The sequence below is a fragment of the Xylanimonas protaetiae genome, from assembly GCF_004135385.1.
GTDB classification, from domain to species: Bacteria; Actinomycetota; Actinomycetes; order Actinomycetales; family Cellulomonadaceae; genus Xylanimonas; species Xylanimonas protaetiae.
On sequence record NZ_CP035493.1, the window covers coordinates 967,263 to 992,414 of the forward strand.

At 73.8% G+C, this 25,152-nt stretch carries 21 protein-coding genes and 2 tRNA genes; 9 read left to right on the forward strand and 14 right to left on the reverse strand.

Annotation, left to right across the window (positions count from 1 at the left end; genetic code table 11):
• Positions 1-61 precede the first annotated feature (61 nt).
• Both ET471_RS04370 and ET471_RS04375 read left to right on the forward strand, forming a co-directional pair.
• Entirely contained in the window at positions 62-259 is a 198-nt protein-coding gene (locus ET471_RS04370) for a hypothetical protein (RefSeq protein WP_129186771.1), read from the forward strand.
• A 48-nt stretch (positions 260-307) separates the two neighbouring features.
• Positions 308-670 (forward strand): hypothetical protein, encoded by a 363-nt coding sequence (locus tag ET471_RS04375; RefSeq protein WP_129186772.1) that lies wholly within the window; start codon positions 308-310, stop codon positions 668-670.
• Positions 671-705: 35 nt separating this feature from the next.
• On the opposite strand, the gene ET471_RS04380 is transcribed toward ET471_RS04375, so the two are convergent.
• The gene (locus tag ET471_RS04380) at positions 706-2,886 is read right to left on the reverse strand and encodes a YhgE/Pip domain-containing protein (protein WP_129186773.1); all 2,181 of its coding nucleotides are present in this window, start codon (positions 2,884-2,886) and stop codon (positions 706-708) included.
• Complete coding sequence (locus ET471_RS04385) at positions 2,883-5,768, reverse strand: MMPL family transporter (RefSeq protein WP_129186774.1); 2,886 nt, start codon at positions 5,766-5,768, stop codon at positions 2,883-2,885. Before ET471_RS04385 ends, ET471_RS04380 begins: the two co-directional genes overlap by 4 nt.
• Positions 5,769-5,845: 77 nt before the next feature.
• On the opposite strand from ET471_RS04385, the gene ET471_RS04390 reads away from it, so the two are divergent.
• The gene (locus ET471_RS04390) at positions 5,846-6,469 is read left to right on the forward strand and encodes a TetR/AcrR family transcriptional regulator (protein WP_129186775.1); all 624 of its coding nucleotides are present in this window, start codon (positions 5,846-5,848) and stop codon (positions 6,467-6,469) included.
• A 10-nt stretch (positions 6,470-6,479) separates the two neighbouring features.
• Here the strand turns inward: ET471_RS04390 and ET471_RS04395 are convergent, their stop codons facing one another.
• The 6 genes from ET471_RS04395 to hisC all read right to left on the reverse strand — a co-directional run bounded on the left by ET471_RS04395 (position 6,480) and on the right by hisC (position 15,175).
• On the reverse strand, positions 6,480-7,745 hold the full coding sequence (locus ET471_RS04395; RefSeq protein WP_207207326.1) for an ATP-binding protein: 1,266 nt from the start codon (positions 7,743-7,745) through the stop codon (positions 6,480-6,482).
• A gap of 121 nt (positions 7,746-7,866) precedes the next feature.
• Complete coding sequence (locus tag ET471_RS04400; protein WP_165350400.1) at positions 7,867-10,011, reverse strand: bifunctional copper resistance protein CopD/cytochrome c oxidase assembly protein; 2,145 nt, start codon at positions 10,009-10,011, stop codon at positions 7,867-7,869.
• Positions 10,012-10,139: 128 nt separating this feature from the next.
• Entirely contained in the window at positions 10,140-11,732 is a 1,593-nt protein-coding gene (locus ET471_RS04405) for a dihydrolipoamide acetyltransferase family protein (protein WP_129186777.1), read from the reverse strand.
• Between the two features lie 14 nt (positions 11,733-11,746).
• Positions 11,747-12,772: an alpha-ketoacid dehydrogenase subunit beta gene (locus tag ET471_RS04410; RefSeq protein ID WP_207207327.1), complete on the reverse strand. Its 1,026-nt coding sequence runs from the start codon at positions 12,770-12,772 to the stop codon at positions 11,747-11,749.
• A complete protein-coding gene (pdhA, locus tag ET471_RS04415) occupies positions 12,769-13,896 on the reverse strand; it encodes a pyruvate dehydrogenase (acetyl-transferring) E1 component subunit alpha (RefSeq protein ID WP_129186778.1) in 1,128 nt (375 codons plus the stop codon). Before pdhA ends, ET471_RS04410 begins: the two co-directional genes overlap by 4 nt.
• Positions 13,897-14,062: 166 nt before the next feature.
• Positions 14,063-15,175, reverse strand: a complete 1,113-nt coding sequence (gene hisC, locus ET471_RS04420; RefSeq protein ID WP_129186779.1) for a histidinol-phosphate transaminase — start codon at positions 15,173-15,175, stop codon at positions 14,063-14,065.
• A 14-nt stretch (positions 15,176-15,189) separates the two neighbouring features.
• On the opposite strand from hisC, the gene ET471_RS04425 reads away from it, so the two are divergent.
• Positions 15,190-15,597, forward strand: a complete 408-nt coding sequence (locus tag ET471_RS04425) for a phage holin family protein (protein WP_129186780.1) — start codon at positions 15,190-15,192, stop codon at positions 15,595-15,597.
• Here the strand turns inward: ET471_RS04425 and ET471_RS04430 are convergent.
• Positions 15,554-15,910, reverse strand: a complete 357-nt coding sequence (locus ET471_RS04430) for a hypothetical protein (protein WP_129186781.1) — start codon at positions 15,908-15,910, stop codon at positions 15,554-15,556. The genes ET471_RS04425 and ET471_RS04430 overlap by 44 nt on opposite strands.
• Before the next feature lie 1,110 nt (positions 15,911-17,020).
• Positions 17,021-17,257: a hypothetical protein gene (locus tag ET471_RS04435; RefSeq protein ID WP_129186782.1), complete on the reverse strand. Its 237-nt coding sequence runs from the start codon at positions 17,255-17,257 to the stop codon at positions 17,021-17,023.
• Positions 17,258-17,448: 191 nt separating this feature from the next.
• On the opposite strand from ET471_RS04435, the gene purB reads away from it, so the two are divergent.
• The 5 genes from purB to ET471_RS04460 all read left to right on the forward strand — a co-directional run bounded on the left by purB (position 17,449) and on the right by ET471_RS04460 (position 22,578).
• A complete protein-coding gene (purB, locus tag ET471_RS04440) occupies positions 17,449-18,891 on the forward strand; it encodes an adenylosuccinate lyase (protein WP_425356569.1) in 1,443 nt (480 codons plus the stop codon).
• A gap of 43 nt (positions 18,892-18,934) precedes the next feature.
• A complete protein-coding gene (locus ET471_RS04445; protein ID WP_129186784.1) occupies positions 18,935-20,146 on the forward strand; it encodes a low temperature requirement protein A in 1,212 nt (403 codons plus the stop codon).
• A gap of 457 nt (positions 20,147-20,603) precedes the next feature.
• Positions 20,604-21,293, forward strand: coding sequence for a hypothetical protein (locus tag ET471_RS04450; protein ID WP_129186785.1), 690 nt, complete (start codon positions 20,604-20,606; stop codon positions 21,291-21,293).
• Positions 21,294-21,384: 91 nt separating this feature from the next.
• A complete protein-coding gene (locus ET471_RS04455) occupies positions 21,385-22,029 on the forward strand; it encodes a signal peptidase I (RefSeq protein WP_129186786.1) in 645 nt (214 codons plus the stop codon).
• Between the two features lie 12 nt (positions 22,030-22,041).
• Positions 22,042-22,578 (forward strand): hypothetical protein, encoded by a 537-nt coding sequence (locus tag ET471_RS04460; protein ID WP_129186787.1) that lies wholly within the window; start codon positions 22,042-22,044, stop codon positions 22,576-22,578.
• Between the two features lie 185 nt (positions 22,579-22,763).
• On the opposite strand, the gene ET471_RS04465 is transcribed toward ET471_RS04460, so the two are convergent.
• The 4 genes from ET471_RS04465 to ET471_RS04480 all read right to left on the reverse strand — a co-directional run bounded on the left by ET471_RS04465 (position 22,764) and on the right by ET471_RS04480 (position 25,097).
• Positions 22,764-22,836, reverse strand: a tRNA-Arg gene (locus tag ET471_RS04465).
• Positions 22,837-23,024: 188 nt separating this feature from the next.
• Positions 23,025-23,116, reverse strand: a tRNA-Ser gene (locus tag ET471_RS04470).
• Between the two features lie 79 nt (positions 23,117-23,195).
• A complete protein-coding gene (locus ET471_RS04475; RefSeq protein WP_129190705.1) occupies positions 23,196-24,026 on the reverse strand; it encodes an EamA family transporter in 831 nt (276 codons plus the stop codon).
• A 144-nt stretch (positions 24,027-24,170) separates the two neighbouring features.
• Positions 24,171-25,097: a Ppx/GppA phosphatase family protein gene (locus ET471_RS04480; RefSeq protein ID WP_129186788.1), complete on the reverse strand. Its 927-nt coding sequence runs from the start codon at positions 25,095-25,097 to the stop codon at positions 24,171-24,173.
• Positions 25,098-25,152 lie beyond the last annotated feature (55 nt).

Below are 25,152 nucleotides of genomic sequence, written 5' to 3' on the forward strand. Positions count from 1 at the left end.
CTGCCGCAACAGCCGACGGCGGCACAGGGGGTGTCGCCGGATCAGCACGAGGACCACCAGCATGACTTTCGCACCGCCGCGACCGTCCGAGACGATCCCCACCGGGGACGAGATCGCCGCTGCGCGGCTCTGGGCGCTCGACCACGACCACCAGGCCCTGCTCGCCCACCGCTTCGCGCTGCTGACCCGGGCCTCGTGGGAGGCCCAGACCGCGGCCGACCGGCACCTCGTCGCACGGCACCGCGCCTCGCTGGCCTGAGACGCGGGCTGCGTGTCACGAACCGGGCGCCGGGGGCTCCCTCCCCGCGTGATGCCCGCACCCCTCGCGCCCGGCCGGCGCCTGTCCTTCGACTTCTCGCGTCATGAACGGGGTGCTGCGCCGTCCTCACGGCAGGACGGCGTACCCCGCAACGGCGCGGAGCACGGTGCGGCGCTCCGCGAGGCCGAGGGCGAGGACGGGACGATGGAGACGGTGACCGGCCGTGCCGTGACGCGCGACGAGGTGCGCGCCGCGATCCACTGGGCGCTCGACCACGACGTGCGCGTGCTCGCGCAGCACCGGCAGGTGGCGCACACGGCGAACGAGCCCCAGCGGCGCCGGTCGGACGCCGACCTGGTCGCGCGGTGGCGCCGGGCGGTGCCGCAGGAGCGCGCCCCGCTCACCGCCTGAGCGGCCGTCGCGACGGCTGCCCGCCACACCGGCCCTCACGCCGCGGCGAGCAGCCTCGTCACGCGCACCGTGCGGGCGCGCGCCGTCAGGAGCACCGCGAGCGCGGCGCCGGCCAGACCCCACACCACGAGGCTCACGACGGCCGCCGCCGTGCCCCCCGCGGCCGGGACCACGAGGCCCACGAGGGCCTTGCGGGCCGCGCCCACGGCCAGGAAGTCCGCGACGCCGTCGAGCCAGGCGGGCACCGTGGCCACGACGCCCGTGGCGATGACCAGCACCGCGACGAGCAGCGAGGCCCCGCGCGCGTAGTCGCCCGCGAGCAGCGTGAAGCCCTGGTGCAGCGCGACGAACACGACCGAGACGAGCGCGCCGACGCCGACGGCGCCGAACCAGCCGCCCGTCGACAGGTGCTCCACACCGGCGAGGATCGCGCCGACGGCGGCGCCCGTGACCGCGCCCACCGCCACCGGGACGCCCAGGTCCGCGAGGGCGAGCCCCAGCGCGCCCCGCGTCGACCCGAGCAGGCGCTCCCGTGAGGGCCGCCGCACGGTCGTCAGGCCGAGCGCGCCGAGCCACAGGGCGACGACGGCGAAGAGCGGTCCGGTCGACCCGGTGTCGAGGGAGTCGTCGCCGGGTGCCCGCACGGGGGTCGCGACGACGGAGGAGAGCGTGGCCCGGTCGCCGTCGGAGTAGGTCGGCACCTGGTCGACCGCCTGGCCGAGCCCGTCGGAGAGCGTCCCGGCCCCGTCGGCGAGCTGCTGGGCGCCGTCCGCGAGACCGCCCGCACCCGTGGCGACGCCGCCGGCGCCGGAGGCGAGGTCGCCGATGCCGCCCGCGAGGTCCCGGGTGCCGCCCGCGACCTGGTCGAGGCCGCCCCGGAGCGTGGTCGCGCCGGAGGCGAGCTGCTGGGCGCCGTCCGCGAGGTCGTCCGCGCCAGTGCTGACCTGCCCGGCGCCCGTGGCCAGCTGCCCCAGGCCGGTGGACAGCCCGGCGATGCCCGACTGGAGCTGGCCCGCCCCGGCGGAGGCCGCGGTCAGGCCGCCGGCCAGCGCGTGAAGGGTCGGCGCGGTCGCGGGGTCGCCCGCCGTGCCGACCGCGGCCGCGAGCCCGTCGAGCGCGACGGGCGTCGTCCCCATCGCGGTCAGCAGGTCGGCGTAGGGGGCGCAGCCCGCGCCGGGCGCGGTGACGTCGCACCCCTTCTCGGCGAGGAACGCGGCCAGCGCGGCGTTCGTCGCCGACGTGCTCGCGCGCAGCGCGCCGACCGCGCCGCCGATCTGGGTGGCCGCCTCGGACGCACCGCCCGCGGCGGTGCCGAGCTGCGCGGCGAGCGTCCCGGCGCCAGCGGCGAGCTGGTCCGCCCCGGTGCGGGACCGGCCGATCCCGTCGGCCACCTGGCCGGCGCCGTCGGCGACCTGCCCGGCCCCGGTCGCGAGCTGTCGCGCGCCGGAGACGAGGCCGCCGGCACCCGAGGCCGCCTGCCCCGCGCCCTCCGCGAGCCGGTCCGCGCCGGAGGCGGCCGACGTCGCGCCGTCGGCGAGCTGCTGGGCGCCCTCGGCGAGCTGGGCGGCGCCGTCGGAGGCGGACGTCGCCCCCGCGGCGAGCTGCGACGCGCCGTCGGCGGCCTGGCCGAGCTGCTCGGACAGCGTGCCGAACCCGACCAGCACGTTGTCCACGTACGTCTGCGTGAGGGAGGAGCCCATGACGGACGTGGCCGTCGAGGCCACGTAGCGCGCGATGAGCGCGTCGGCGACGCGGCCGCCGGGCGGCGTGGCGACGTCGATCGTGGCCTGGCGCGCGGCAGCGGCGTCGCCGCCGAACGACGTCGCGGCGGCCGAGAAGTCCTGCGGGATGGTGACGACGGCCGCGAACGTCCCGTCGGCCAGCCCGGCGCGGGCCGTGGCGGCGTTGGTGATCTGCCACTCGTAGCCGAGGTCGGTGGCCGGCGCGGCCGCGACCTTCTGCTCGGTGGAGGGCGCCGCGCCCGAGACGAGGCCCGCGGCGAGCTGCCGCCCGAGCGGCACGAGCTGCCCCTGGACGGTCACGGGCTCGTCGAGGTTCACGATGGCGGCGCGCACGGTGTCGAGCCGCTCGGCGGGGTTCCACAGGGCGGTGAGCAGCAGGCCGAGCACGAGCAGCGGCAGGAGCGCGACGGCGACGAGCCGCGCGATGCCGCGCCGGGTACCGGCGCGGGAACCGAGGCGGGTCAGGGCGTTCACAGCGACACCTCCGTGTCGTCGGTGTCGGGGACCGTGTCGACGGGGACGGGGATCGGGGTCCGGGGTGGCTCGGCGACCGCGCGACCCGGCAGGTCGGCGACCGGGGCCCCGGGCAGCAGGTCCGTGGCGTCGGCGCCCGTGGTGCCCACGAGCACCGCGACCCCGGCGGCCTGCGCGGCCGCCAGCGCGGCGGCCAGGTCGTCGCGCCGGTCGCGCTCCGCGAGCGCCTCGCCGTGCAGCACGACGACGGCGCGCACGGGCCCGCGCACGCCGGCGCGGGCGGCGGCGCGCACGGCGTCCGCGGCGGACGGCCGGGGCGTGGCGGCGTCGACGAGGGCGACGCGGCGGCGCACGGCACCGGCCCGCTCGGGCAGCACGAACCCGGCCACCTTGACCGCCCCGCCGGAGCCGTCGGCCCGCAGGCGCCCGGCGAGGGACAGCAGGACGGCGTCCACCGCCGCCCCGGTGTCGCCGCGCACGACGAGCGCCCCGCCGTCGGGCACGCGCACCGTGACGGGGCCGGCCACGGGCCCGCGCGGCCCGTCGACCACGAGCTCGTGCGCGACGACGACGTCGGTGGCACCGGGCTCGGGCCAGTCGGCGAGCGCGAGCTCCTTGGTGATGCCCTCGCCCTCGACGTCGAAGTGCGGCAGCAGGCGGTCGAGCCACCGCGGGATGTACCAGGCGTGCTCGCCGAGCAGCGCCATGACCGCGGGCACGAGCACCATGCGCACCACGAACGCGTCGACGGCGACGCCGACGGCGAGGCCCAGCGCGATGGGCTTGAGGTTCATGTCGCCCTCGGGCACGAACGCGGCGAAGACGGCGAACATGATGACGGCGGCCGCGGTGACCACGGGGGCCGAGCCGCGGAACCCGCTGTGGACGGCCCGCCGCGCGCGGCCCGGCCCGGAGCCGTGCACGTAGTCCTCGCGCATGCGGGACACGAGGAACACCTCGTAGTCCATGGCCAGGCCGAACAGCACGCCCATGAGGACGATGGGCATGAAGCTGATGACCGGGCCGGTGCGGGTGACGTTGAGGGCGTCGGCCAGGACCCCGTGCTGGAACACGAGCGTCACGACGCCGAACGCAGCACCGACGCTGAGCAGGTAGCCGAGCGACGCCTTGACGGGCACCCAGACGGAGCGGAACACCATCGTCAGCAGCACGAGGCACAGCCCGACGACGACGATGCCGAACGGCAGCAGCGCCTCGCCGAGCTTGGCGGACACGTCGATGCCGACGGCGGTGAACCCGGTGACGGCGATCTCGACGCCGTACTTCTCCTGGAGGTGCGGGCGCAGCGCGCGGATCTCGTGCACCAGGTCCTCGGTGGCCACCGACGTCGGGCCGCCCTCGGGGATCACCTGGACGATGCCCGTGTCGGCGGACTGGTTAGGGGTGGCGAGCGGGACGTCGGCGACGCCGGGCAGGGCGCGGATCTCGTCGGCGAGCGCGTTCATGAGCCCGACCGGGTCGGTGCTCGTGACGATCGGGGCCGTGACGATGAGCGGGCCGTTGAACCCCTCGCCGAACTGGTCGGAGATGAGGTCGTAGGTGATGCGGGCGTCGGAGTCGCGCGGCAGCACGCCGGCGTCGGGCAGCGCGAGCCGCAGCCCGGTGGCGGGCCAGGTCAGCGCACCGAGCGCGACGACGACCACGACGACGGTGACGGCGGGCCAGCGCGTCACACCGCGCACCCAGGCGGCGAAGACGCCGCGCTCGCGCGCGGCCCCGGTCGGGCTGCCGTCGCCCTGGCCGTCCCCGGCGGGCGCCGCCGTCGCTGGCCCCGCCGATGCGGGCTGGAACCGGCGCGGAGCGGTGCGAGCCGCCTTGCGCGCCGCCTTCCGGCCCGCCTTGGGCCGCAGCCGCTCCCCCGCGAACCCGAGCAGCGCGGGCAGCAGCGTGAGCGACACGAGCACCGCGATGCCGACGCCTACGGCCGCGGCCACGCCCATGACGGTGAGGAACGGGATCCCGGCGACGCCGAGGCCGACGAGCGCGATCATCACGGTGAGCCCGGCGAACACGACGGCGGAGCCCGCGGTCGCGTTGGCACGCGCGACCGACTCCTCGACGTCGAGCCCGTCGCGCAGCTGGTCGCGGTGCCGGGACACGACGAACAGGGCGTAGTCGATGCCGACGGCCAGCCCGAGCATCACGGCGAGCATGGGCGTCGTCGAGCCGATCGTGGCCACCGACGTCGCGGCGAACAGCAGGCCCATGCTCACGCCGACGCCGACGAGGGCGTTGACGAGCGGCAGGCCCGCGGCGACGAACGAGCCGAGCGTCAGCACGAGCACCACGAGCGCGACGACGAGGCCGAGGCCCTCGGTCACCGAGATCGCGGGGAACTCGGTGGCGAAGAGCTGGCCGCCCAGCTCGGCGCGGGCGCCGTCGGGCAGCGCCGCCCGGAGGACGTCCACCTGGTCGGTGAGGGCCGCCTTGGTGGCGTCGGTGATGGAGCCGAGGTCGCCGTCGAGCTGCACCTGGAGGATGGTCGCGGTGCCGGCGTCGTTGGTCGCGGCGGCGAGCTGCTCGTCGTACGGGGACGTCACGGCGGCCACCTGGTCGACGCCGCCGAGCGCGGTGACAGCGGCCTCGACGGGGGTTCGCACGTCGTCGTCGGCGACGGTGCCGCCGTCAGGAGCGACCACGACCACCTGCGCGGAGACGCCGCTGACCTGGGGGAACGTCGCTGCGAGGCGCTCGAGCGCCGCGTTCGCCTCGGTGCCGGGGATGCTCACCTCGTTGTCGAGGCCCTGCATGAGCAGGCCCGCTCCGCCACCGACGACGGCGAGCACCACCACCCACAGGAGCACGACGAGGCGGCGGGCGCGCAGCGCCCAGCGACCGAGCTGGTACAGGACGGAGGACATACGTCTCCTGGGGTGCGACGGCGCGGATTGATACACGACTGTATCCGATACAGGACTGTATTGGATACGCTGGCCGGATGATCAACCCGCCCGTCTCCGCCCGGCGCGAGCGCACGCGCGAACGGCTGCTCGACGCGGCCGTCCAGGTCTTCGCGCGCGTCGGGTTCGGGGCCGCGTCCGTCGAGGCGATCGCCGAGGCCGCCGGGTTCACCCGGGGCGCGTTCTACTCGAACTTCGAGAGCAAGGAGCACCTGTTCCTCGCGCTCACCGACCGGCAGTTCCGCGAGCAGGTCGTGGCGCTCGAGGCGGCCGTCGCGAGCGTGGGCGCCGACGTCGTGCACGACCGGCACGTGGACCGTAGCGCGATCCGCACCGTCCTCGCGCTGGTCACCGAGGGCAAGGCGCCCGGCGCGCGGTGGCACCTCGTGGGCGTCGAGTTCGAGCTGCTCGCCATGCGCGACCCCGCCGTCGCCGCCGCCTGGCGCGACCAGCAGCGCACCATGCGCACGGAGCTCGCGGAGGCGCTCACGCGCCTGCTCGCGCGCGTCGGGCTGCGCTTCGCCGTCGCCGCCGACGTCGCCGTCGACCTGCTGCTCGGCACCTACGAGGCCGCCGCGCGCGACGCCTACGTCGTGGGCCGGGACACCCCGGACCCGCGCACGCTCGAGACGCTCGTGGACCTGGTGATCACGGAGGCGTGAGCCACGTCGGTCAGGGGCCCAGGAGAGCCAGCGGCACCACGCCGATGCCGTCCCGTCGACGGTAGGCGTCCGGTCCCGCCGTCACGACGACGGCGTCGACCAGGTCGTCGCCGATGCGCTCCTTGAGCCAGTGGAGGTGGGTGACGTCAGCGTCCTCGACAGACGACGCGAGCTTGACCTCCACGGCCAGGACACGGCCGTCCGGTCGGACGACGACGAGGTCCACCTCGCGGTTCCCGTTCTGGGTGCGCAGATGGCCCAGTCGCGCGTCACAGGCTTCGGCGTAGGTCGCGAGGCTGACCGCCGTCAGCGTCTCGAAGAGCCTGCCGAGCATCGAACCCTCCACGAGCTGACGGTTGCCCTGCTCACCCCGCAGCAGTCCAGACGCGTCAAGGCCGAGCAGCCTGACGGCGAGCGCCGGGTCGGCGAGCATGTGCTTCGGCGCCTGACCGAGTCTGTCGAGGTGGTTGCGTGCTGGAGTCCATGCCGGGACCGGGTCCAGGAGCCAGAGCGAGGTGAGAGCGTCGCGATAGCTGATCGTCGTCGACTTCGCGGGCTTGTCGGGAGCACCCGGCGTCGCCGCGTCCAGGATCTTGCTGTAGCTCGTCGTCGTGGCGGTGGCGGCCGCATACGCGGCAAGCCAGCCACGCAGCGTCGCCGGGCGTCGCACGGGGTAGCCCTGCTCGGGGAACTCTCGCTGCACCACGTTCTCGACGTAGGCGTCGAGCTCCGCGTTCCGCGCCCGCACGGGGAGGCCCCGCAGTGCGGGGAGGCCTGACGCGGTGATCTCCTCGACGTAGTCCGTGAGCGTGAGCCTCGTCCGGCCCTGGAGCTCGCGCTCGCCGTCGAGCATCGCCTTCAGCGACACCGTGGGACTCTCGATCCCGCGCTCGGCCACGGAGAGAGGGCGCATGCGCAGAGGCACGATGCGCCCTGCTCCGGAGTGGATCACCGCGCCGCGCGGAGCCGAGCTTCCCGCGATCAGGAAGTGACCTGGCGGGGATCCGGCGTCGACCGCGCGCTTGACGGCATCCCAGACCTCCGGGAGGCGCTGCCACTCGTCGACCAGCACCGGTCCGCGCGCGGCGACGAGCACGCTCGGGTCGGCGGCGACGATCTGGCGCTGGCTGGTCTCCGACAGGTCGAAGACCGAGCTGGCTCGCTGGAGTGCGGTCGCCGTCTTCCCGACGGACTTGGGTCCGAAGATCGCCAGGGCGCGGAGGTGCGGCTGGAGGTCGTCAAGGGTGTCGTCGATGATCCGCCGGACATAGGTCACGGAGGCTACGCTACCGTTCGCACACATTCTAAGCGACTGTTAGCACGCCATCTACAAGACTATTCGCACCGGTCCTGCGCTTCCGTTCGCATCTCGGCCGGGCCCGCCGCCCACGACGTCCCTATCGGTCCGCTTCGTCCCTGTGGGCCATCGCCGCCAGCATCGCGTTGTACTCCTGGAGCTCGACGTCGCCGTCACGTTCCGCCTTGCGGTCACGGCGGCGGGCCTCGCGCTCGTCCGACCGCGTCCACATCACCGCGACGGCGATCGCCAGCACCAGGGTGGGCAGCTCGCCGATGCCCCAGGCGATGTCGCCGCCGCGCTGCTGGTCCTGGATCGCCGTGAAACCCCACGGGCGGCCCATGTTGCCGAACCAGTCGGCGGCCAGCAGCGTCGTCTGGCTCATGAGGGCCACGCCGAAGAACGCGTGGAACGCCATCGTGGCGAACAGCAGCACCAGCCGCATCGGGTAGCTGGGCCGGCTCGGCCCGGGGTCGACGCCCACGAGCGCGTTCGCGAACAGGTACCCCGCGAGCGTGAAGTGCACGACCATCCACACGTGCCCCACGTGGCTGCGCAGCGACCAGTCGAACAGCGGGGTGTAGTAGAAGATCAGCATCCCCGCGACGAACACGACGGCCGCGACGACCGGGTTCGCGACCACGCGCCCCCACCGCGAGTGCACGAACCCGAGCACCCACTCGCGCGGCCCCCGCGACCCGTCGCGGCGGCCCGGCACGGCCCGCAGCAGCAGCGTGACCGGCGCCCCGAGCGCCAGCAGCATCGGCACCAGCAGCGCCAGCACCATGTGCGCCACCATGTGCGCGGAGAACAGCACCTCGCCGTAGACCGCCGGCCCGCCGTTGGTCACCCAGCCGACGACGCCGACGCCGAGGCACCACGAGACCGTCCGCCCCACGGGCCACCGGTCGCCGCGCCGGGCGAGGCGCCGCACCCACATCAGGTAGACGACGACGCCGGCCGCGCACGCGAACGCGAAGAGCGGGTCGAGCCGCCACTCGGTGATCCAGCGGGCCCCGGCGAGCTCGGGCGGCAGCGGCGAGCCGGTGAGCTGGAAGGCGGGGCTCGTGTCGAGGGGCGTGTCGGGCGTCGGCGGCGCGGAGGCCGCAAGCCCGACGGCCACGCCCATGACGGCGCCCATGACGAGCAGCTCGCCGGCCGCGAGGCGGACGAAGGCGCGCACGGCGGACGACGACGTGGCGAGCCTTCCGGCGGGAGCCGGCTCGCCTGCCGGGACCCGTCCGGCGCGCGTGCGCGCCCCGTCGACGAGGCCGGCCCGCGCGTGCGCCCGGTCGACGAGGCCGCGCACCACCCGGCGGCGGTGCGCCAGCCCCAGGGCCCCGAGCCCGGCGAGCAGCACCGCCTTGACGACCAGCAGCCAGCCGTACCGCGTCCCGACGAGGTCCGACGGCGACCCGAGCCGCACCCACGCGCTCACGACGCCCGAGAACCCGACGGCGACGAGGCACCACGAGGCGACGACCGAGAACCGCGGCACGGCGACCGTCCACAGGTCGCGCTCCGCCGTCGGCGCGCGGCGCGCGGCGAGCACGAGCACGGCGATCGCGCCGAGCCCGCCCACCCACAGGGCCGCGCCCACGAGGTGCAGGTACATCGCTCCGATCGCGAGCGCGTGCCCGCCGGCGCTCGCCGCGTGGCCCGTCGACGACTGGTACGCCAGGGCCGCGAGCGGCAGCACGCACGCCCAGATCGCCCCGACGGCGCCGCGCACCACCAGCGCGACCACCGACGTCACGGCGGCCAGCCCCACGATGACGAGCGAGGTGCGGCCCAGCTCGATCTCGGTGAGGTACTGCCCCAGCCCGGCGCCGAACCCGGGGTCGTCGATGCGCGTGCCGACCACGTCGGCGTACTGGAGGACGAGGCCGAGCACCCCCGCGAGCGCCCACGCCCCGGCGGCGGCCCCGGCCGTGGTGAGCGCGGTGCGCTGCGCGCGCCCGGGCCCGACGAACGCGGCCGCGGTGACGAGCGCCCCGAGCGTGAGCGCCGCGGCGAGGTTGCCGAGCGTCTGGGCGAGCGGCAGCCCCCACCGCACGAGGACGCCAGGGTCCGCGAACGCGCCCGGCGCGAACGCCCGCGTGTACGTGCCGGCGGCCAGCGCGGCGGCCAGCGCCACGACGACGGCCGCCGGGGCCGCGGCCACCTGCCACCAGGGCCGGGCGGCGGCTGTCGTGAGGGCGACGTCGTCGGGCGTGGCGACGTCGGGGAGGGAACGCGCGGTCACCTGCCCAGGGTAGGCGCGCCGCGGAGCCGCTCCGGACGCCGTCGCTCCGCCATCCGCCGTTTCGATGTAGTACCTCGTTGCGCGAACGCGGCCAGAACGCAACGGGGTACTACATCGAAAGGGAGGGGTCAGCCCCAGACGAGGCCGCGGGCCGGGTCCTCCAGGACCCGGGCGACGTCCGAGAGGAACCGGGCGCCGAGCTCGCCGTCCACCAGGCGGTGGTCGAAGCTCAGCGACAGGTTGGTCACCCAGCGCGGCTTGATCTTGCCGTGGTGCACCCACGGCGTCTGCCGGATGGCGCCGAAGGCGAGGATCCCCGCCTCGCCCGGGTTGAGGATCGGCGTGCCGGTGTCGATGCCGAAGACGCCCACGTTGGTGATCGTGAAGGTGCCGTCGGACATGTCCGCGGGGGTGGTGCGGCCGGCGCGCGCGGTGGCCGTGAGGTCGGCGATCGCACGGGCGAGGTGGAGCAGGTCGAGACGGTGGGCGTCCTTGATGTTCGGGACCACGAGGCCTCGCGGGGTCGCGGCGGCGATCCCGAGGTTCACGTAGTGCTTGTAGACGATCTCCTGCGCGGCGTCGTCCCAGCTCGCGTTGATCTCCGGGTGCCGGTGCACGGCCAGGAGCACCGCCTTGGCAGCGATGAGGAGCGGCGTGACGCGCACGCCCGCGAAGTCGCGGTCCTCCTTGAGGTTCGCGACGAGCTTCATCGTCCTGGTGACGTCGACCGTGTGGAAGACGGTGACGTGCGGCGCGGTGAACGCGCTCGCGACCATCGCCTCGGCCGTGCGCTTGCGCACCGACTTCACGGGCACGCGCGTGCGGCGGCCGTCCGACGAGACGGAGCCCGAGGCGAGCCACGGCCGGTCGTCGTCCGGGTACGTGGCCAGGACCTGCGGCCTGGCCGCCTCCGTGTGGGCGACCACGTCCTCGCGCGTGACGATGCCGCCCGGGCCCGTGGGGGTCACCGTGGCGAGGTCGACGCCAAGCTCCTTGGCGAGCTTGCGCACCGGCGGCTTGGCAAGCACGCGGCCGTGCGCGGCGGCGCCGTTGCCGTTGACGGCGGGCACCGAGATGGTCCCCCGGTCCGGCCCGACGTGCTGCTCGTCGACGGCCGCCGGCGTCGTCGGCCCGACGACGGAGGGTGCGGGCGGGCGGGGGGACGTCGCGGCGGGGGCGGCGACAGGTGCGGGCGCGGCCGGGCGGGCGGGCGCCTGCGGGCGCGCCACCGGAGCGAGCGCGCGCGCGGCCGCGGCAGCGGCGGCCGAAGCCGCCGGACCGGCGGCTGGGGCGACCGGCGCGCCGGCCGGTGCAGCGACCCCAGCCCCGCGGCGACGACGCCGGCCCGCCGCCCCCGGTTCGGCCGTGCCGTACCCGACGAGCACCGACCCGGAGCCCCCGGGGTCGGCCGCGGGCTGCGCGGACGGCGTCCCGGGAGCCGCCGGGGCCGCCGGGGCCGCCGGCTCCGCGGGCGCGAACGCCTCCGACGACACCTCGATGATCGGCGTCCCGACGTCGACCGTGTCGCCCTCGCCCGCGAGCAGCGCCGTCACGGTCCCGGCCCACGGGGAGGGCAGCTCGACGAGGGACTTGGCGGTCTCGATCTCGACGAGGACCTGGTTGACGGCCACGACGTCGCCGACGGCGACCTTCCACTCGACGATCTCGGCCTCGGTCAGGCCCTCACCGACGTCGGGCAGGGGGAACCTCTGGATGGACACGAGTGCTCGTCCTTTCAGTACGCCAGCGAGCGGTCGACGGCGTCGAGGACGCGGTCCACGGAGGGCAGGTAGTGGTGCTCGAGCTTGGCGACCGGGTACGGGGCGTGGAAGCCACCGACGCGGATGACGGGCGCCTCCAGGTGGTGGAACGCCTCCTCCGTCACACGGGACGCGACCTCGGCGCCGATGCCGTGGACGGTCGGGGCCTCGTGCACGACGACGCAGCGGCCGGTCTTGCGCACCGAGGCGACGACGGCGGGGATGTCGAGCGGGGAGATCGCGCGCAGGTCGACGACCTCGGCCGACGTGCCCTCGGCGGCGAGCGCGTCCGCGGCCTGGAGCGCCGTCTGCACGCTCGGGCCGTACGCGACGAGCGTCACGTCGTCGCCGGTGCGGGCGACGCGCGCGGTGTCGAGGATCCCGGGCGCGGGCGGTGCGTCGAGGTCGACCTCGCCCTTGGACCAGTAGCGGCCCTTGGGCTCGAAGAAGATGACGGGGTCGGGGGACGCGACCGCGGCGCGGATCATGTCGTACGCGTCCTGCAGCGTCGACGGCGAGACCACGCGCAGGCCGGCGGTGTGCGCGAACAGCACCTCGGGGCTCTCGGAGTGGTGCTCGACGGCGCCGATGCCGCCGCCGAACGGGATGCGGATGACGACGGGCACGGTGACGCGACCGCGCGAGCGGTAGTGCATCTTCGAGAGCTGCGTGGTGATCTGGTCGAACGCCGGGAACACGAACCCGTCGAACTGGATCTCGCAGACCGGCCGGTAGCCGCGCAGCGCGAGGCCGATGGCCGAGCCGACGATGCCCGACTCGGCGAGCGGGGAGTCGACGACGCGGTCCTCGCCGAACTCGGCCTGGAGGCCGTCGGTCACGCGGAACACGCCGCCGAGCCTGCCGACGTCCTCGCCCATGACGAGCGTCTTGGGGTCGTCGGCGAGCACGGAGCGCAGGCCGAGGGTGATGGCCTTGGCGAACGTGATCGTCTGCCTGCCGGTCACGGCCGGGGTGCTGGTGCGTACTGCGGTCGCGGTCATCGCGCTGCCTCCGTCTCGGTCTCGTACTCGGCCTGCCACGCGGCCTCGTCGGCGACGGTCGCGTGGGGGGTGGCGTAGACGTGCTCGAACATCGCCGACGTGGGCGGGGCGCCGAGCTCGCGCGTCTCGACGCGGATGCGCTCGGCGAGGGCCTCGGCGTCGGCCTCGACGCCGTCCCACCAGGCCTGGTCCCACGCCCCGGTCGCCTTGAGGTGCGCCTCGAGGCGGTCAAGCGGGTCGCGGCGGCGCCAGCGCTCCTCCTCCTCGCGGTCGCGGTAGCGCGTCGGGTCGTCCGACGTCGTGTGCGCGCCCATGCGGTAGGTGAACGCCTCGACGAGGGTGGGGCCGCCGCCGGAGTGCGCGCGCTCGAGCGCCTCGAGCGTGACGGCGTAGCAGGCGAGGACGTCGTTGCCGTCGACGCGCACGCTGGGGATGCCGTAGCCGAGGCCGCGGTGCGCGAGCGGCACCTTGGCCTGCCGCGTCGTCGGCTCGGAGATGGCCCACTGGTTGTTCTGCAGGAAGAACACGACGGGCGCGTCGTTGACCGCGGCGAACACCATGGCCTCGTGGACGTCGCCCTGCGACGTGGTCCCGTCACCGAAGTAGGCGACGACGGCGGTGTCGCGCGTGGGGTCGCCGGTGCCGACCAGGCCGTCGCGCTGGACGCCCATCGCGTACCCGGTGGCGTGCAGCACCTGCGAACCGAGCACCAGTGCGTAGAGGTGCGCGTTGTGGTCGGCCGGGTCCCAGCCGCCGTGGTCCTCGCCGCGGAAGAGGCGCAGGCGGTCGACCGGGTCGACGCCGCGGACGTGCAGCACGCCGTGCTCGCGGTAGGAGGGGAAGACGTAGTCCTGCGGGGCCAGCGCGTACGCGGAGCCGACCTGGGCCGCCTCCTGGCCGCGGGCCTGCGCGAAGAGCGCGAGCTCGCCCTGGCGCTGGAGAGCCGTGGACTCGTCGTCGAAGCGGCGGGTGAGCATCATGTCGCGGTACATGGCTCGCAGGTGGTCGGGCTGGAGGTGGGCGACCCGCTCGCGGTAGGCCGCGTTCTGATCTGTCTCCACTCGCACGCCGGCGGGGTCGAGCAGCTGGACAAGCCCCTGCTCGCCGGTTGCCTGGTCGCTCACGCGGTCTCCTTCTGCCGAACCTACGGTTTCGTAGCCTACGCAAGCGTAGGTTAGCGAAGCCCGACAGCGATGCCCCAGGGAACCCCACAATCCGGGGCTGCTGGTTGGAGGGATCCCACAACGACGGAGGCCCCGCACCGATGCGGCGCGGGGCCTCGCGACAGGCTCAGAGCCAGGTGGCGGCGACCTCGAGGAACGCGTCGTTCGCCTCGACCTCGCCGATGCTCACGCGCAGCCCGTCGCCCGCGAACGGGCGGACCAGCACCCCGGCGCGGCGCGCCTGCGCGGCGCACTCCATGGTCCGCTCCCCCAGCGGGAACCAGACGAAGTTGGCCTGCGAGTCGGGCAGGTCCCAGCCCTGCTCGCGCAGCGCGGCCTGGACCCGCGCGCGCTCGGCGACGAGCGCGTCCACGCGCTCCATGAGCTCGGCCTGCGCGGTGGGCTCGAGCGAGGCGAGCGCGGCCTGCTGAGCCACGTGCGAGACGCCGAAGGGCGTCGACACGGCCCGGATCCCGGCCGCCAGGCGCGGCGCGGCGATGGCGTACCCGACGCGCAGCCCGGCCAGGCCGTACGCCTTGGACAGCGTGCGCAGCAGCACCACGTTGTCGTGACGGGCGAGCAGCGCGACGGCGTCAGGCACCGCGGCGTCGCGCACGAACTCCAGGTACGCCTCGTCGATCACGACCATGACGTCCTGCGGCACCGCGGCGAGGAGCTCGTCGAGCTCGTCGGCGTGCACCACGGGGCCCGTCGGGTTGTTCGGGGTGCACACGAGGATCACGCGCGTGCGGTCGGTGACCGCGGCCGCCATGGCCGGCAGGTCGAGCCGCCCGTCAGCACCGAGCGGCACCGTGACCGAGCGGCCGCCCGCCACGGACACCGCGATGGGGTACGCCTCGAACGACCGCCACGGGAACACCACCTCGTCGCCGGCGTCGACGACGGCGTTCAGCAGGTGCGCGAGCACCGCGACGGACCCGTTGCCCACGACGACCTGCTCCGGGTCGACGCCCACGAAGGCCGCGAGCGCCTCGACGAGCTCGGTGGCGTACATGTCGGGGTAGCGGTTCGTCTCCGCCGCGGCCCTCGCGATGGCCTCGACCACCGAGGGCAGCGGAGCGTAGGGGTTCTCGTTCGACGAGAGCTTCCACAGCTGCTCGCCGGACGTCGGGCGTGCCCCGGGGACGTACGGAGGCAGTGCCTCGACGGCCGGGCGCAGCGGGACGTGCGCGGGGGTGTCAGAAGTGCGGTCGGGGCCTGTCTCCACGGCGCTCAGCATGCCACGATGCAGGTATGTACTTCGTCGTGCGCGTCCTGGTGACGGCCCTCGCCCTGTGGCTGACGAGCCTCGTCATCCCGAACAACGTCGACATCGTCGACGACGGCACGAAGGGCGGCACGCTCGTCGCGGTGCTCGTCGTGGCGCTGATCTTCAACCTCGTCCACGCCGTGATCAAGCCGATCATCAAGGTGCTGTCCATCCCGCTGTACCTGCTGACGCTGGGGCTGTTCTCGCTGGTGGTCAACGCGGCGCTCCTCGGGATCGTCACGTGGATCACCGACCAGGGCTGGTTCGGCGACCAGCCCTGGGGCCTCGACGTCGACGGCGGCTTCTGGTGGTACGTGCTCGCCGCGCTGATCATCGCCGTCTTCCAGGTCATCCTGAGCCGCCTCGCGCCGAAGAAGGCGCGGCGCCGCTGAGCGGCGCCACGGTCCCGAGGGTGCCGGCGTCGCCGAGGCCTCGGACCTCCGGGAGGCTCGGCACGCTCGGGACGAGCGACTCGGTCCCGAGCGCCGGCCCCGGGGCGATCACCGGCAGCCGGGGTCCTCGCAGGGCCGGTGGCGGCCCGGTCGCCACGCGCGTCGCCGCGTAGAACTGCGTGCTCGCCGTCGTCCCGGTCAGGAACGGTTCGATCTCGTCGACGACGGCGCGCAGCTGCACGTTGTCGCTCGCGAGCCCCGCGTCCAGCGTGCGCCGGTAGCCGTCGAGGGCTGTGCGTGGCGAAGGGGGCACCGTCCGCGAGCGCACGGTCCCGGGGGTCCGAGGACGCGTCCACGCGCCGCACGACGGTGACGCGGTGCTCGCCGCGCGGGTTGCCGTCGGCGAGCCGGCCGTCCAGCTGCGGCACGATGTCGTCGGAGTGCTCGAGGTGGAGCACGGGGACGCCGTCCGGCGTCCGGAAGCCCGCGATCGGCGAGCCCGCCGTGACGACGCCCGCGACCCGGTGGTTCCGGCGGAACGCCGGCGACTCGGCGAGCGCTGCCGCGGTGATCCCGCCGAGGCTGTGCCCGACGAGCACGACCGCCTCGTCCGGCCGGGCGCCCGCCGCGGCCAGCGCGGCCTCGACGGCCACCGTGGTCTCGGCGGTGTGCTCGGCGATGATCCTGACGTCCGTCGACCCGTCGAACGGGTGTGACGCGGACAGGAGCGCCTTCGTCCCGGGGATCAGGACGACCCAGCTCACGGAGCCGTCCGCGTGCTCCACGCGTTCGACGGCGAGCGTGCCTGGCGGGAGGCCCTCGTCGTCGGTGTCGGAGAGCCTCGTGAGCCTGGCGAGCGCCTCGCCGACCGTTCCCGTCGGCGTCGTGCCCCAGGAGCCGCCCAGCTCAGGCCACACCTCCTGCACGCGCACGTCGGTCTGCGGCAGCCAGCGGCGCACGAGGTCGGCGAGCGCGACCGTCGCCTGGCGCACGAGCAGCGCGCCGACCTCCTCGACACCGCGCTCGACGAGCGACTCGCTCTCCTCGTACAGCCCTGCGGCGCGCAGCAGGCGGCCGGACATCCACGCGCAGTCGTCGGCGCGGGCGCCGAGCCGTCGTGCAAGCTCTCGCGCGTCGGACGCGAGCGCCCGGGCGCCCGCACCAGCCCCACCGGCACCCGCCCTACCGGCACCGGACGCACCGCTGTCCGCCGCGGGCAGGGAGACGCCGACCTGGCCCAGGGCGACGCCCGTCCCCCACGCGGCCCCTTCGAGGCGCTGCGCGGCCGTCGTGACCTGGAACGACGCGGCCCGCATCCGGTCGGCGGCGCGACTCACCTGCCCGGCTGCCGCCCGGACGTCCTTGGCGTCGACGCGGGACAACGACCGCCCGCCCAGCACCACGACGGTGTCGGCGGGATCCGTCATCGTCCGGGCTCCAGCGCCCATGCCGCACGCCGCAGCGCGGCCCCGGTGCCGTCGTCGCGGTGCACGCTCACGACCACCTCCTCGAGCCGGGCGCGGAACGCGTCCCCGGCGCGCGAGTCCCACGCCAGCACGCCGGCTCGCCGCAGCGCGTCGAGCGCGTCGCCGACGGCGTCGTGCGCCACCCCGAGCTCCGCCGCCGCGCCCGGCCCGCTGCTCCATCCACCAGTCGCCACCGACCCGCCCCCTCTCGACTCCCGCACCGACCCGCAGGACGCTAGGTGGCTGGTCGGGAGCGGCGTCGTCCACGCCGCACAGCCTGTGGACGACCACGCGACCGGGACGCCTGGGGACGACGCCCCCGCGACGCCGTCCGCCGTGCCGACCGCCTCGGAGCGGCCGCAGCCGCCGTGGGAGAATGCGGCTCGTGACCTCCACCTCCCCCGCTCGCGTGTCCCTCGCCGACGTCACCCCGCCCATCGCGCTGGGCCCGCTCGACGGGCGGTACCGCGGAGCGGTCGCCCCGCTGGTCGACCATCTCAGCGAGGCCGCGCTCAACCGCGCGCGCATCCACGTCGAGGTCGAGTGGCTGATCACGCTGTGCAACGACGCCGTCGTGCCCGGCGCCCCGACGCTCAGCGCGGACGAGGTCGCCTACCTCCGCCAGATCCCCGCGACGTTCGGCGCGGACGAGATCTCGGAGCTCGCCGCCATCGAGCGCGAGACGGTGCACGACGTCAAGGCGGTCGAGTACTTCATCAAGCGCCGCATCGCGGCGGCGCCCCAGGCCATCCCGGGCACGACCCTTCCCGCGGCCTCCGAGCTGGTCCACTTCGCCTGCACCAGCGAGGACATCAACAACCTGAGTTACGCGCTCATGGTCCAGGGCGCGATCCGCGACGTCTGGCTGCCCGCCGCCACCGCGCTGGCCGACCAGGTCGCCGACATGGCCCGCGAGCTTGCCGACGTGCCGATGCTCAGCCGCACGCACGGCCAGCCGGCCACGCCCACCACGCTGGGCAAGGAGCTCGCGGTGCTCACCCACCGCCTCCGTCGCCAGCTCCGCCGGGTCTCCGCCGCCGAGTTCCTCGGCAAGCTCAACGGCGCCACGGGCACCTACGGCGCCCACGTCGTCGCCGTCCCGGGCGCCGACTGGCCCGGCGTCAGCAAGCGCTTCGTCGAGGGCCTGGGCCTGACCTGGAACCCGCTCACCACGCAGATCGAGTCGCACGACTGGCAGGCCGAGGCCTACGCCGACGTCGCCCGCTACAACCGCATCCTGCACAACCTCGCGACCGACGTGTGGACGTACATCTCGATGGGCTTCTTCACGCAGATCCCCGTCGCCGGTGCGACCGGGTCGAGCACGATGCCGCACAAGGTCAACCCGATCCGCTTCGAGAACGCCGAGGCCAACCTCGAGATCTCGTCCTCGCTGCTCGACACGCTCGGCGCCACCCTCGTCACGAGCCGCCTCCAGCGCGACCTCACCGACTCCACGACGCAGCGCAACATCGGCCCCGCGTTCGGCCACTCGCTCCTCGCGATCGACAACGTCCAGCGCGGCCTCAAGGCCCTGCACGCCAACGCCGCGCTCATGGCCGACGACCTCGACCAGAACTGGGAGGTGCTCGGCGAGCCCATCCAGTCCGCCATGCGCGCCGCCTCGGTCGCGGGCGTGCCCGGCATGGAGAACCCGTACGAGCGCCTCAAGGACCTCACGCGCGGCCAGCGCGTCGACGCCGCCCGCATGCGCGAGTTCGTCGGCACGCTCGGCCTGCCCGACGACGTCGCCGCGCGCCTCCAGGAGCTGACCCCGGCGTCGTACACCGGGCTCGCGGCGCGCCTGGTCCGGGAGTACCTGGCCTGACGACGCCGTGCCGCCCGCACGGCCCCGACGTACCGTCGTCGTCATGACGCCGACGCAGGGCCGGGCGGGCCGGCTGCTCGGCGCGGTGACCTCGCGCGACGGCGACCGCGTCACCACGCTCGAGCTGTTCTTCGACCTGGTGTTCGTCTTCGCGTTCCGCCAGGTCAGCGAGATCATGACGCACGACGCCGACGCCGCAGGCGTGGTGCGCGGGCTGGTGACGCTCGCCCTCGTGTGGTGGGCGTGGACGTCGTACTCGTGGCTCGGCAACCAGGCGCGGGCCAGCGACGGCGTCGTGCGGATCGGGGTCGTGGGCGCGACGGCGATCATGTTCGTCGTCGCGCTGGCGATCCCCGAGGCGTGGCACGACCTGCCCGGCGGGCTCGACGGGCCGCTCGTCTTCGTCGTCGGCTACCTGCTGGTGCGCACGCTGCACGGCGTCGTCTACCTCGTGGCGGCCGGCCCCGACCGCGGCCTGCGGCGCCAGGTGCTGGTCAGCATCGGCGTCAGCCTCACGCCGTCGGCCGCGCTGCTCGTGGCCGGGGCGCTCGTCGGCGGGGCGTGGCAGCTCGGGCTGTGGGTCGCGGCCGTCGTCGTCGACCTGCTGCTCGTCTACGTGACGTCGCGCGCCGGGCGCAGCTGGCGGCTCAAGTCCGCCACGCACTTCGCCGAGCGGTACGGCCTGGTGATCATCCTCGCGCTCGGCGAGTCCGTCATCGCGGCCGGGGCGCTGGCCGCCCGGGAGCCCATCGCGTGGCCGGTGCTCGGCGTCGCCCTGCTCTCCGTCGGGCTCGCCGTCGCGCTGTGGTGGAGCTACTTCCACCATCTCGCCGCCCGGGCCGAGCACGAGGTCTCCCGGCACGACGACGCCGAACGGGCCGCGCTCGCCGTCGACGCCTACACCTACCTGCACCTGCTGCTCGTCGCCGGCATCGTGCTCGTCGCCGTCGGCATCGAGGAGGCGATGGTGCACGTGCCCGCGTCCGAGCCGCTGGGCTGGTTCGCCGGCGCGGCGCTGGGCGGCGGCACGGCGCTCTACCTGGCCGGGACGGTGCTGTTCTGGCTGCGGGTGTCGGGCTCGTGGACGATGCCACGGACCGTCGGGGCCGTGGTCGCGCTGGGCCTCGTGCCCGCGCTCGCGGCGGCACCGCCCGCGGCGGCCGTCGGGCTCACGGCAGGGATGCTCGTGGTCCTACTGACGGCCGAACAGGCGCTGCGAGGGCGGGCGGCGGTGCAGGTGCGCGCGGCGGCGTGAGCCACGCACGGCCCACTCCCAGAGGGTTGCCGGTGGACTCGCTGAGACCGGTTCGCGCAACCGCTGGCGGTGCTCGCCACCTTGCCACCCGGCACCCACGCTCCTCGCGCTGCGTCACGGGCAAGAGTCATGTGGGGTTCGTCATACCAGGATCCCTCGGGTGCACGGCCGGCAGGCGCGTGCTGCCGCAGTCACGTCGGCTGCTGGCGACAATGAGCCGGACCAGATAGCACCTCGTACCTCTGCACGGATGTCCGAGCCGGTGACAACTCGCGCTGAGGCGGCGGCACCATTTTCAAGGGATGCAGAGGATGCTCCGACGCCGCACCAACGGGTCGCTCCGAGCCACCCTTGCACCATCGCTGCCGCGAGTGTTCGTCTTTCATGGGCTGCGTTCCCACAAGACGAGCCAGCGTTCCAGGAACGCCTCAGAGCCGCCCGAACCCAAGGAGCAGAGATGAGCACCAAGAGCAGAAACCCTCAGCGCGTCCGCGCGCTCCTGTGCGCAAGTGCGGCAGCCGCGGTCCTCATCGGCGGCGGATCGACCTATGCACTGTGGTCCGAGACAGGTAGTCGCGACATCGAGGACGACATCTCGATCACCGCCGGAAGTTGGGAATGGAGCATCGAGGCAAGCCAGATCACGTGGTACGACTCGTCCGTAGAGCATGATGGAACGGAGTTCGTGGATGACTCTCTATCCGCCGAGTTGACGGGACTTGAGAATCTCGGGTGGGCCAACACCTGGAATGGCAACTGGGTCAGCAACATCGAAGGCACCGATTTCAGCGGGTATCCGATCGACCTCGAGGCTTTCCACATGGTCCCTGGCGACAGGATCACCGGCGTGTTCACGGTCGCCGCCCACCTCACCGTGCTCGATGGACAGAACTTGCGCGCCGAGGTGACTGTCGCTTACTCAGTGAGCGAGTCTGGAGAATCAGCGGATCCGCCGCTCGTAGTCAGTTCGATCATCCCGACTGCGGGTGCCAACAGAATGGCCATCGTCGTCGAGTATCCAGACACAGCCGTCGACTACGACCAAGAGGTCGGCAAAGGATTCTCCGTGGTCAACCTCGGCAACTACACCGTGACGGTCACTCAGGTACGCCCAGCCGGCGTCGCCCCTTCAGGCGACGACAGCTGATCACAGCTCTCTGGCCGCTGGCATCGCAGGTCCCGAAGGTCACGAGAGGACCGACTGCCCGCGCGCCGACACCCCCGAAGGACCATCCGTCATGTCTCCCTCGCTCCGGACCATCGCACCCCCACCCGTCAGGTACGCCGGCGCCCGCAAGCCGTTGTGGGCGCGAGCAGTGAGACGCGCCGCCTCCCTGTTGTCCTGGGCGGTCATGGTGGCCGTGGTCGCGGTCGCGGTCCTGGTCTTCGTCATCCCCCAGGCCCATGCCGGGTCCGGGCTGACGATCCTGACGGGGTCGATGCGTCCGACGGTCAACCCGGGCGACGTCGTCGCCGTCAAGGGCATCAAACCGCACCAGGTCTGCGACGGGACCGTCCAGGTCGGGGACATCGTCACGTTCATGCCGCACGCGGAGCACGGCGACCTGGTGACGCACCGAGTGGTGGCGATTCACAGCAGTGGCATCGAACCCGACGGCTACTCCGACCAGAAGTACGAGAACTGTTCCTTCACGACGCGCGGTGACGCCAACAACACCGACGACCCACCCTTGCCCGCACGGGCGATGAAGGGCGTCGTCATGTATCACGTCCCCAAAGTTGGGTATCTCATCAACACCGCCCAGACCGGCCACCACCTGCGGTGGGTCGCCATCGGAACTGCGACCGTTCTTGCGCTGGCCGCCGTCTACTACGCGATCGGGTGGCGACGCCCCGCCCCTGAGCCCGAGTACTGCATCTGAGGGACGCGCACGATGAGGAGAAAGCACGTCACCCTGGCCGCCGCAACCGTCGCCGCGCTCGCGATCCCCACCATCATCGCGAGCACCGGAGTCAGCGGTGCGCTGTGGTCACAGCAGGCTACGCTCTCGATGCCGAGCGTCACCATCAAGCACGCCGGTCCCGCCGAACCGACGGACCCACCCACGCCGCCGGTCGAGCCGCCGAGAACAGGAACAGCAACGTGCACCGTCGGTAGCGTTCCGTCCTACAACATCATGATCACCTGGAATGTACTGCGCACGATGCAGCCGCTGAGTACCGCGTACCACGTCGTCCTTCGCACTTCCTCTGATCAGTATCTTCTCGAGGATCACGGGCTGAGTGGGGACAGTCCTCAATACAGCCTCTCCATCGACAACGCGCTGCATTCTGGATGGGTTGTCGACAAGACCCCGCAGGATGTCCATGTTGTCGTGCGTGACGCCGACGGCAAGGACATCGACTCGGTCATCGTGACAGTCGACCGGGCACCCTACGGCGCCATCACCTTTTACGGGTGCGCGGTGTGAGCCCAGGCAAGGGACGAGCGGGAGGCCTCCCGGCGGGGCGGTTCGGCTCGCGGCCGTCAGCACGCTGTCCGTCGCACCGCTCCCGAAGCCGATACGGGAACCATGGAGGCCTGAGAGGCGAGTGCGAGGCGCAGGCACGACGAAACCCCAGGTCAGAATGTGTCCTGACCTGGGGTTTCGCTCTGTGCGCCCGGAGGGATTCGAACCCCCAACCTTCTGATCCGTAGTCAGATGCTCTATCCGTTGAGCTACGGGCGCTTGGCCGGTTGACCGGCCGTCGAGAACACTACAACGACTCCGGACCGTTCCCCAAACCGGCGCCGCGTGACGTGGCCAACAGGTGACCGGCGACGCCACGCGGGCAACAGGCACGGGGCAACAGACACAGGGGCAACAGGCACGGGGCAACAGAAAAGGCCCCGGGCTCGCGGACACCGGGACCTTCCTGGCGGAGACGGAGGGATTTGAACCCTCGAACGGGTTGCCCCGTTACCACCTTAGCAGGGTGGCGCACTAGACCTGACTATGCGACGTCTCCTCGCGGTGGGCATCAGCCGGGGCCACAGCCACCGCGACGGCTAGGCTACCCGGCCCGCGGCCCGGAGCCAAAGCGCGGGTCATCGGCGCGCCCGCGCGGTCATCACGATCGCGCCGGAGACGAGCGCGAGCCCCGCCGTCTCGGGCCACGTCGGCACCTGCGCGAGCACCACGGCGCCGACGACGACGGCCGTGGCCGGGAGCAGCGCGGTGAGCACGGCGAAGGTCGCGGTGCCGACGCGACGCAGCACCACCTGGTCGAGCACGTACGGCACCACGGACGAGCACAGCGCCACGACCAGCAGGAACGCGAGCAGCCCCAGATCCGGCACGACAGTGGCCGCGGTGTGCCCGAAGAAGGGCGCCAGCACCAGCGCACCCGCCACCATCCCGACCGCGAGCGAGTCGATGCCCGCACCGGCGCCCGCGACGCGCTTGCCGAGCACGATGTACCCGGCCCAGCAGGCCGCCGCGGCCGCGATGGCGAGGAGCCCGACGACGGCGTCGTCGCCGAGCGACTCGAGCGTGACGCCGGCGAGCAGCGCGACACCCGCGGCGGCGACCACGATGGCGCCGCGCTCGCGCCACCCGCGGCCCGTCACGGCCGCGACGGCGACGGGCCCGCTGAACTCGATCGCGACGGCGACGCCCAGCGGCAGGTGGTCGATGCCGATGTAGAACACGACGTTCATGACGGCGAGCGCGACGCCGAACGCCGCCGCGAGCGTCAGCTCACGACGCGTCCACCGCCGTCGCCACGGCCGCCGCCAGGCCACGAGCACGACGGCGGCCAGCACGATCCGCCACCACCCGACGGCAGGCGCCCCGATCCGCGGGAACAGCCCGACGGCCACGGCCGCCCCGGCATAGAGCGTGACCCCGGAGACGACGAAGACCCCAGGCGCCGGCACCCGCGCCGGCCAGGAGGCGACGCTCACGTCCACAGCCCATGCCGAGGCAACCCGGCAGTCCGTCGTCGGACCGGCAGCCCGGGCGCACGGTCTGACGACGGACTGCCGGGCCGACGCCCCGTCAGCGTCACCGGCCGACGCTCCTCAGAGCCGCTCCAGGTGGCGCAGGATCGCGCCCTCGCGCAGGGCCCACGGGCAGATCTCCACCTCGTCGACGTGCAGCGCGCGCATCGCCTCCGCCGCGACCACGGCGCCTGCCACGATCTGGCGGGAGCGGCGCGGGCCGATGCCCGGGAGCACCGTGCGGTCCTCCGAGGAGAGGCGGGCCAGGCGCGGCGTCCAGTCGTCCAGGTGAGCGAGCCGCATGCGGTACCGCTGCCCGGCGCCGAGCACCTCGCGCGGCATGCCCGCGAGGCGCGCGAGCGACCGGAACGTCTTGGACGTGGCGACGACGTGGTCGCCGACGAGCTCGGCCGCACCCGCGCCGAGCGACCCGCCGAGGGTGTGCCGCACGTGCTCGCGCAGGCGCGCGACGTCGCCGTTCGTCGGCGGGTCGGCCTCCCAGAGGAACTCGCGCGTCATGCGGCCGGCGCCGAGCGGCACCGAGAGCGCGAGCTCCGGGTTCTCGTCGTTGCCGGCGGCGATCTCCAGCGACCCGCCGCCGATGTCGAGCAGCAGCAGCCGCCCGGCACCCCAGCCGTACCAGCGGCGGGCCGCGAGGAACGTCAGCCGCGCCTCGTCGACGCCCGCGAGCACCTCGATGGGCACCCCCGCCCGCTCCTCGAGCATGGCCAGCACCTCGGGCCCGTTGGTCGCCTCCCGCAGGGCGGACGTCGCGATGGCGAGCGTCTGCTCCGCGTCCTGCGCACGCCCGATCGCGGCGGCCCGCGTCACGGCGGCGTCGAGCGCGGCGACGCCCTCGTCGTTGATGGAGCCGTCCGGCTCGAGGAAGCGCATGAGCCGCACCTCCATCGACTCCGACGCCGCGGGCACGGGCCGCACGCCGGGGGCCGCGTCGAGCACGGCGAGGTGGACGGTGTTGGACCCGATGTCGATGACTCCCAGACGCACGAGGGCCACGCTAGACCCGCGCGTATACCGGGCGCAGGACGTCGCGCACAAGGTC

Coding starts and splice junctions, on each gene's coding strand:
- ET471_RS04450 (WP_129186785.1), top strand. CDS start 20,604: ATGAGCACCAAGAGCAGAAACCCTCAGCGCGTCCGCGCGCTCCTGTGC.
- ET471_RS04390 (WP_129186775.1), top strand. CDS start 5,846: ATGATCAACCCGCCCGTCTCCGCCCGGCGCGAGCGCACGCGCGAACGG.
- ET471_RS04445 (WP_129186784.1), top strand. CDS start 18,935: ATGACGCCGACGCAGGGCCGGGCGGGCCGGCTGCTCGGCGCGGTGACC.
- ET471_RS04370 (WP_129186771.1), top strand. CDS start 62: ATGACTTTCGCACCGCCGCGACCGTCCGAGACGATCCCCACCGGGGAC.
- ET471_RS04460 (WP_129186787.1), top strand. CDS start 22,042: ATGAGGAGAAAGCACGTCACCCTGGCCGCCGCAACCGTCGCCGCGCTC.
- ET471_RS04410 (WP_207207327.1), bottom strand. CDS start 12,772: ATGACCGCGACCGCAGTACGCACCAGCACCCCGGCCGTGACCGGCAGG.
- hisC (WP_129186779.1), bottom strand. CDS start 15,175: ATGCTGAGCGCCGTGGAGACAGGCCCCGACCGCACTTCTGACACCCCC.
- ET471_RS04385 (WP_129186774.1), bottom strand. CDS start 5,768: ATGTCCTCCGTCCTGTACCAGCTCGGTCGCTGGGCGCTGCGCGCCCGC.
- ET471_RS04425 (WP_129186780.1), top strand. CDS start 15,190: ATGTACTTCGTCGTGCGCGTCCTGGTGACGGCCCTCGCCCTGTGGCTG.
- ET471_RS04455 (WP_129186786.1), top strand. CDS start 21,385: ATGTCTCCCTCGCTCCGGACCATCGCACCCCCACCCGTCAGGTACGCC.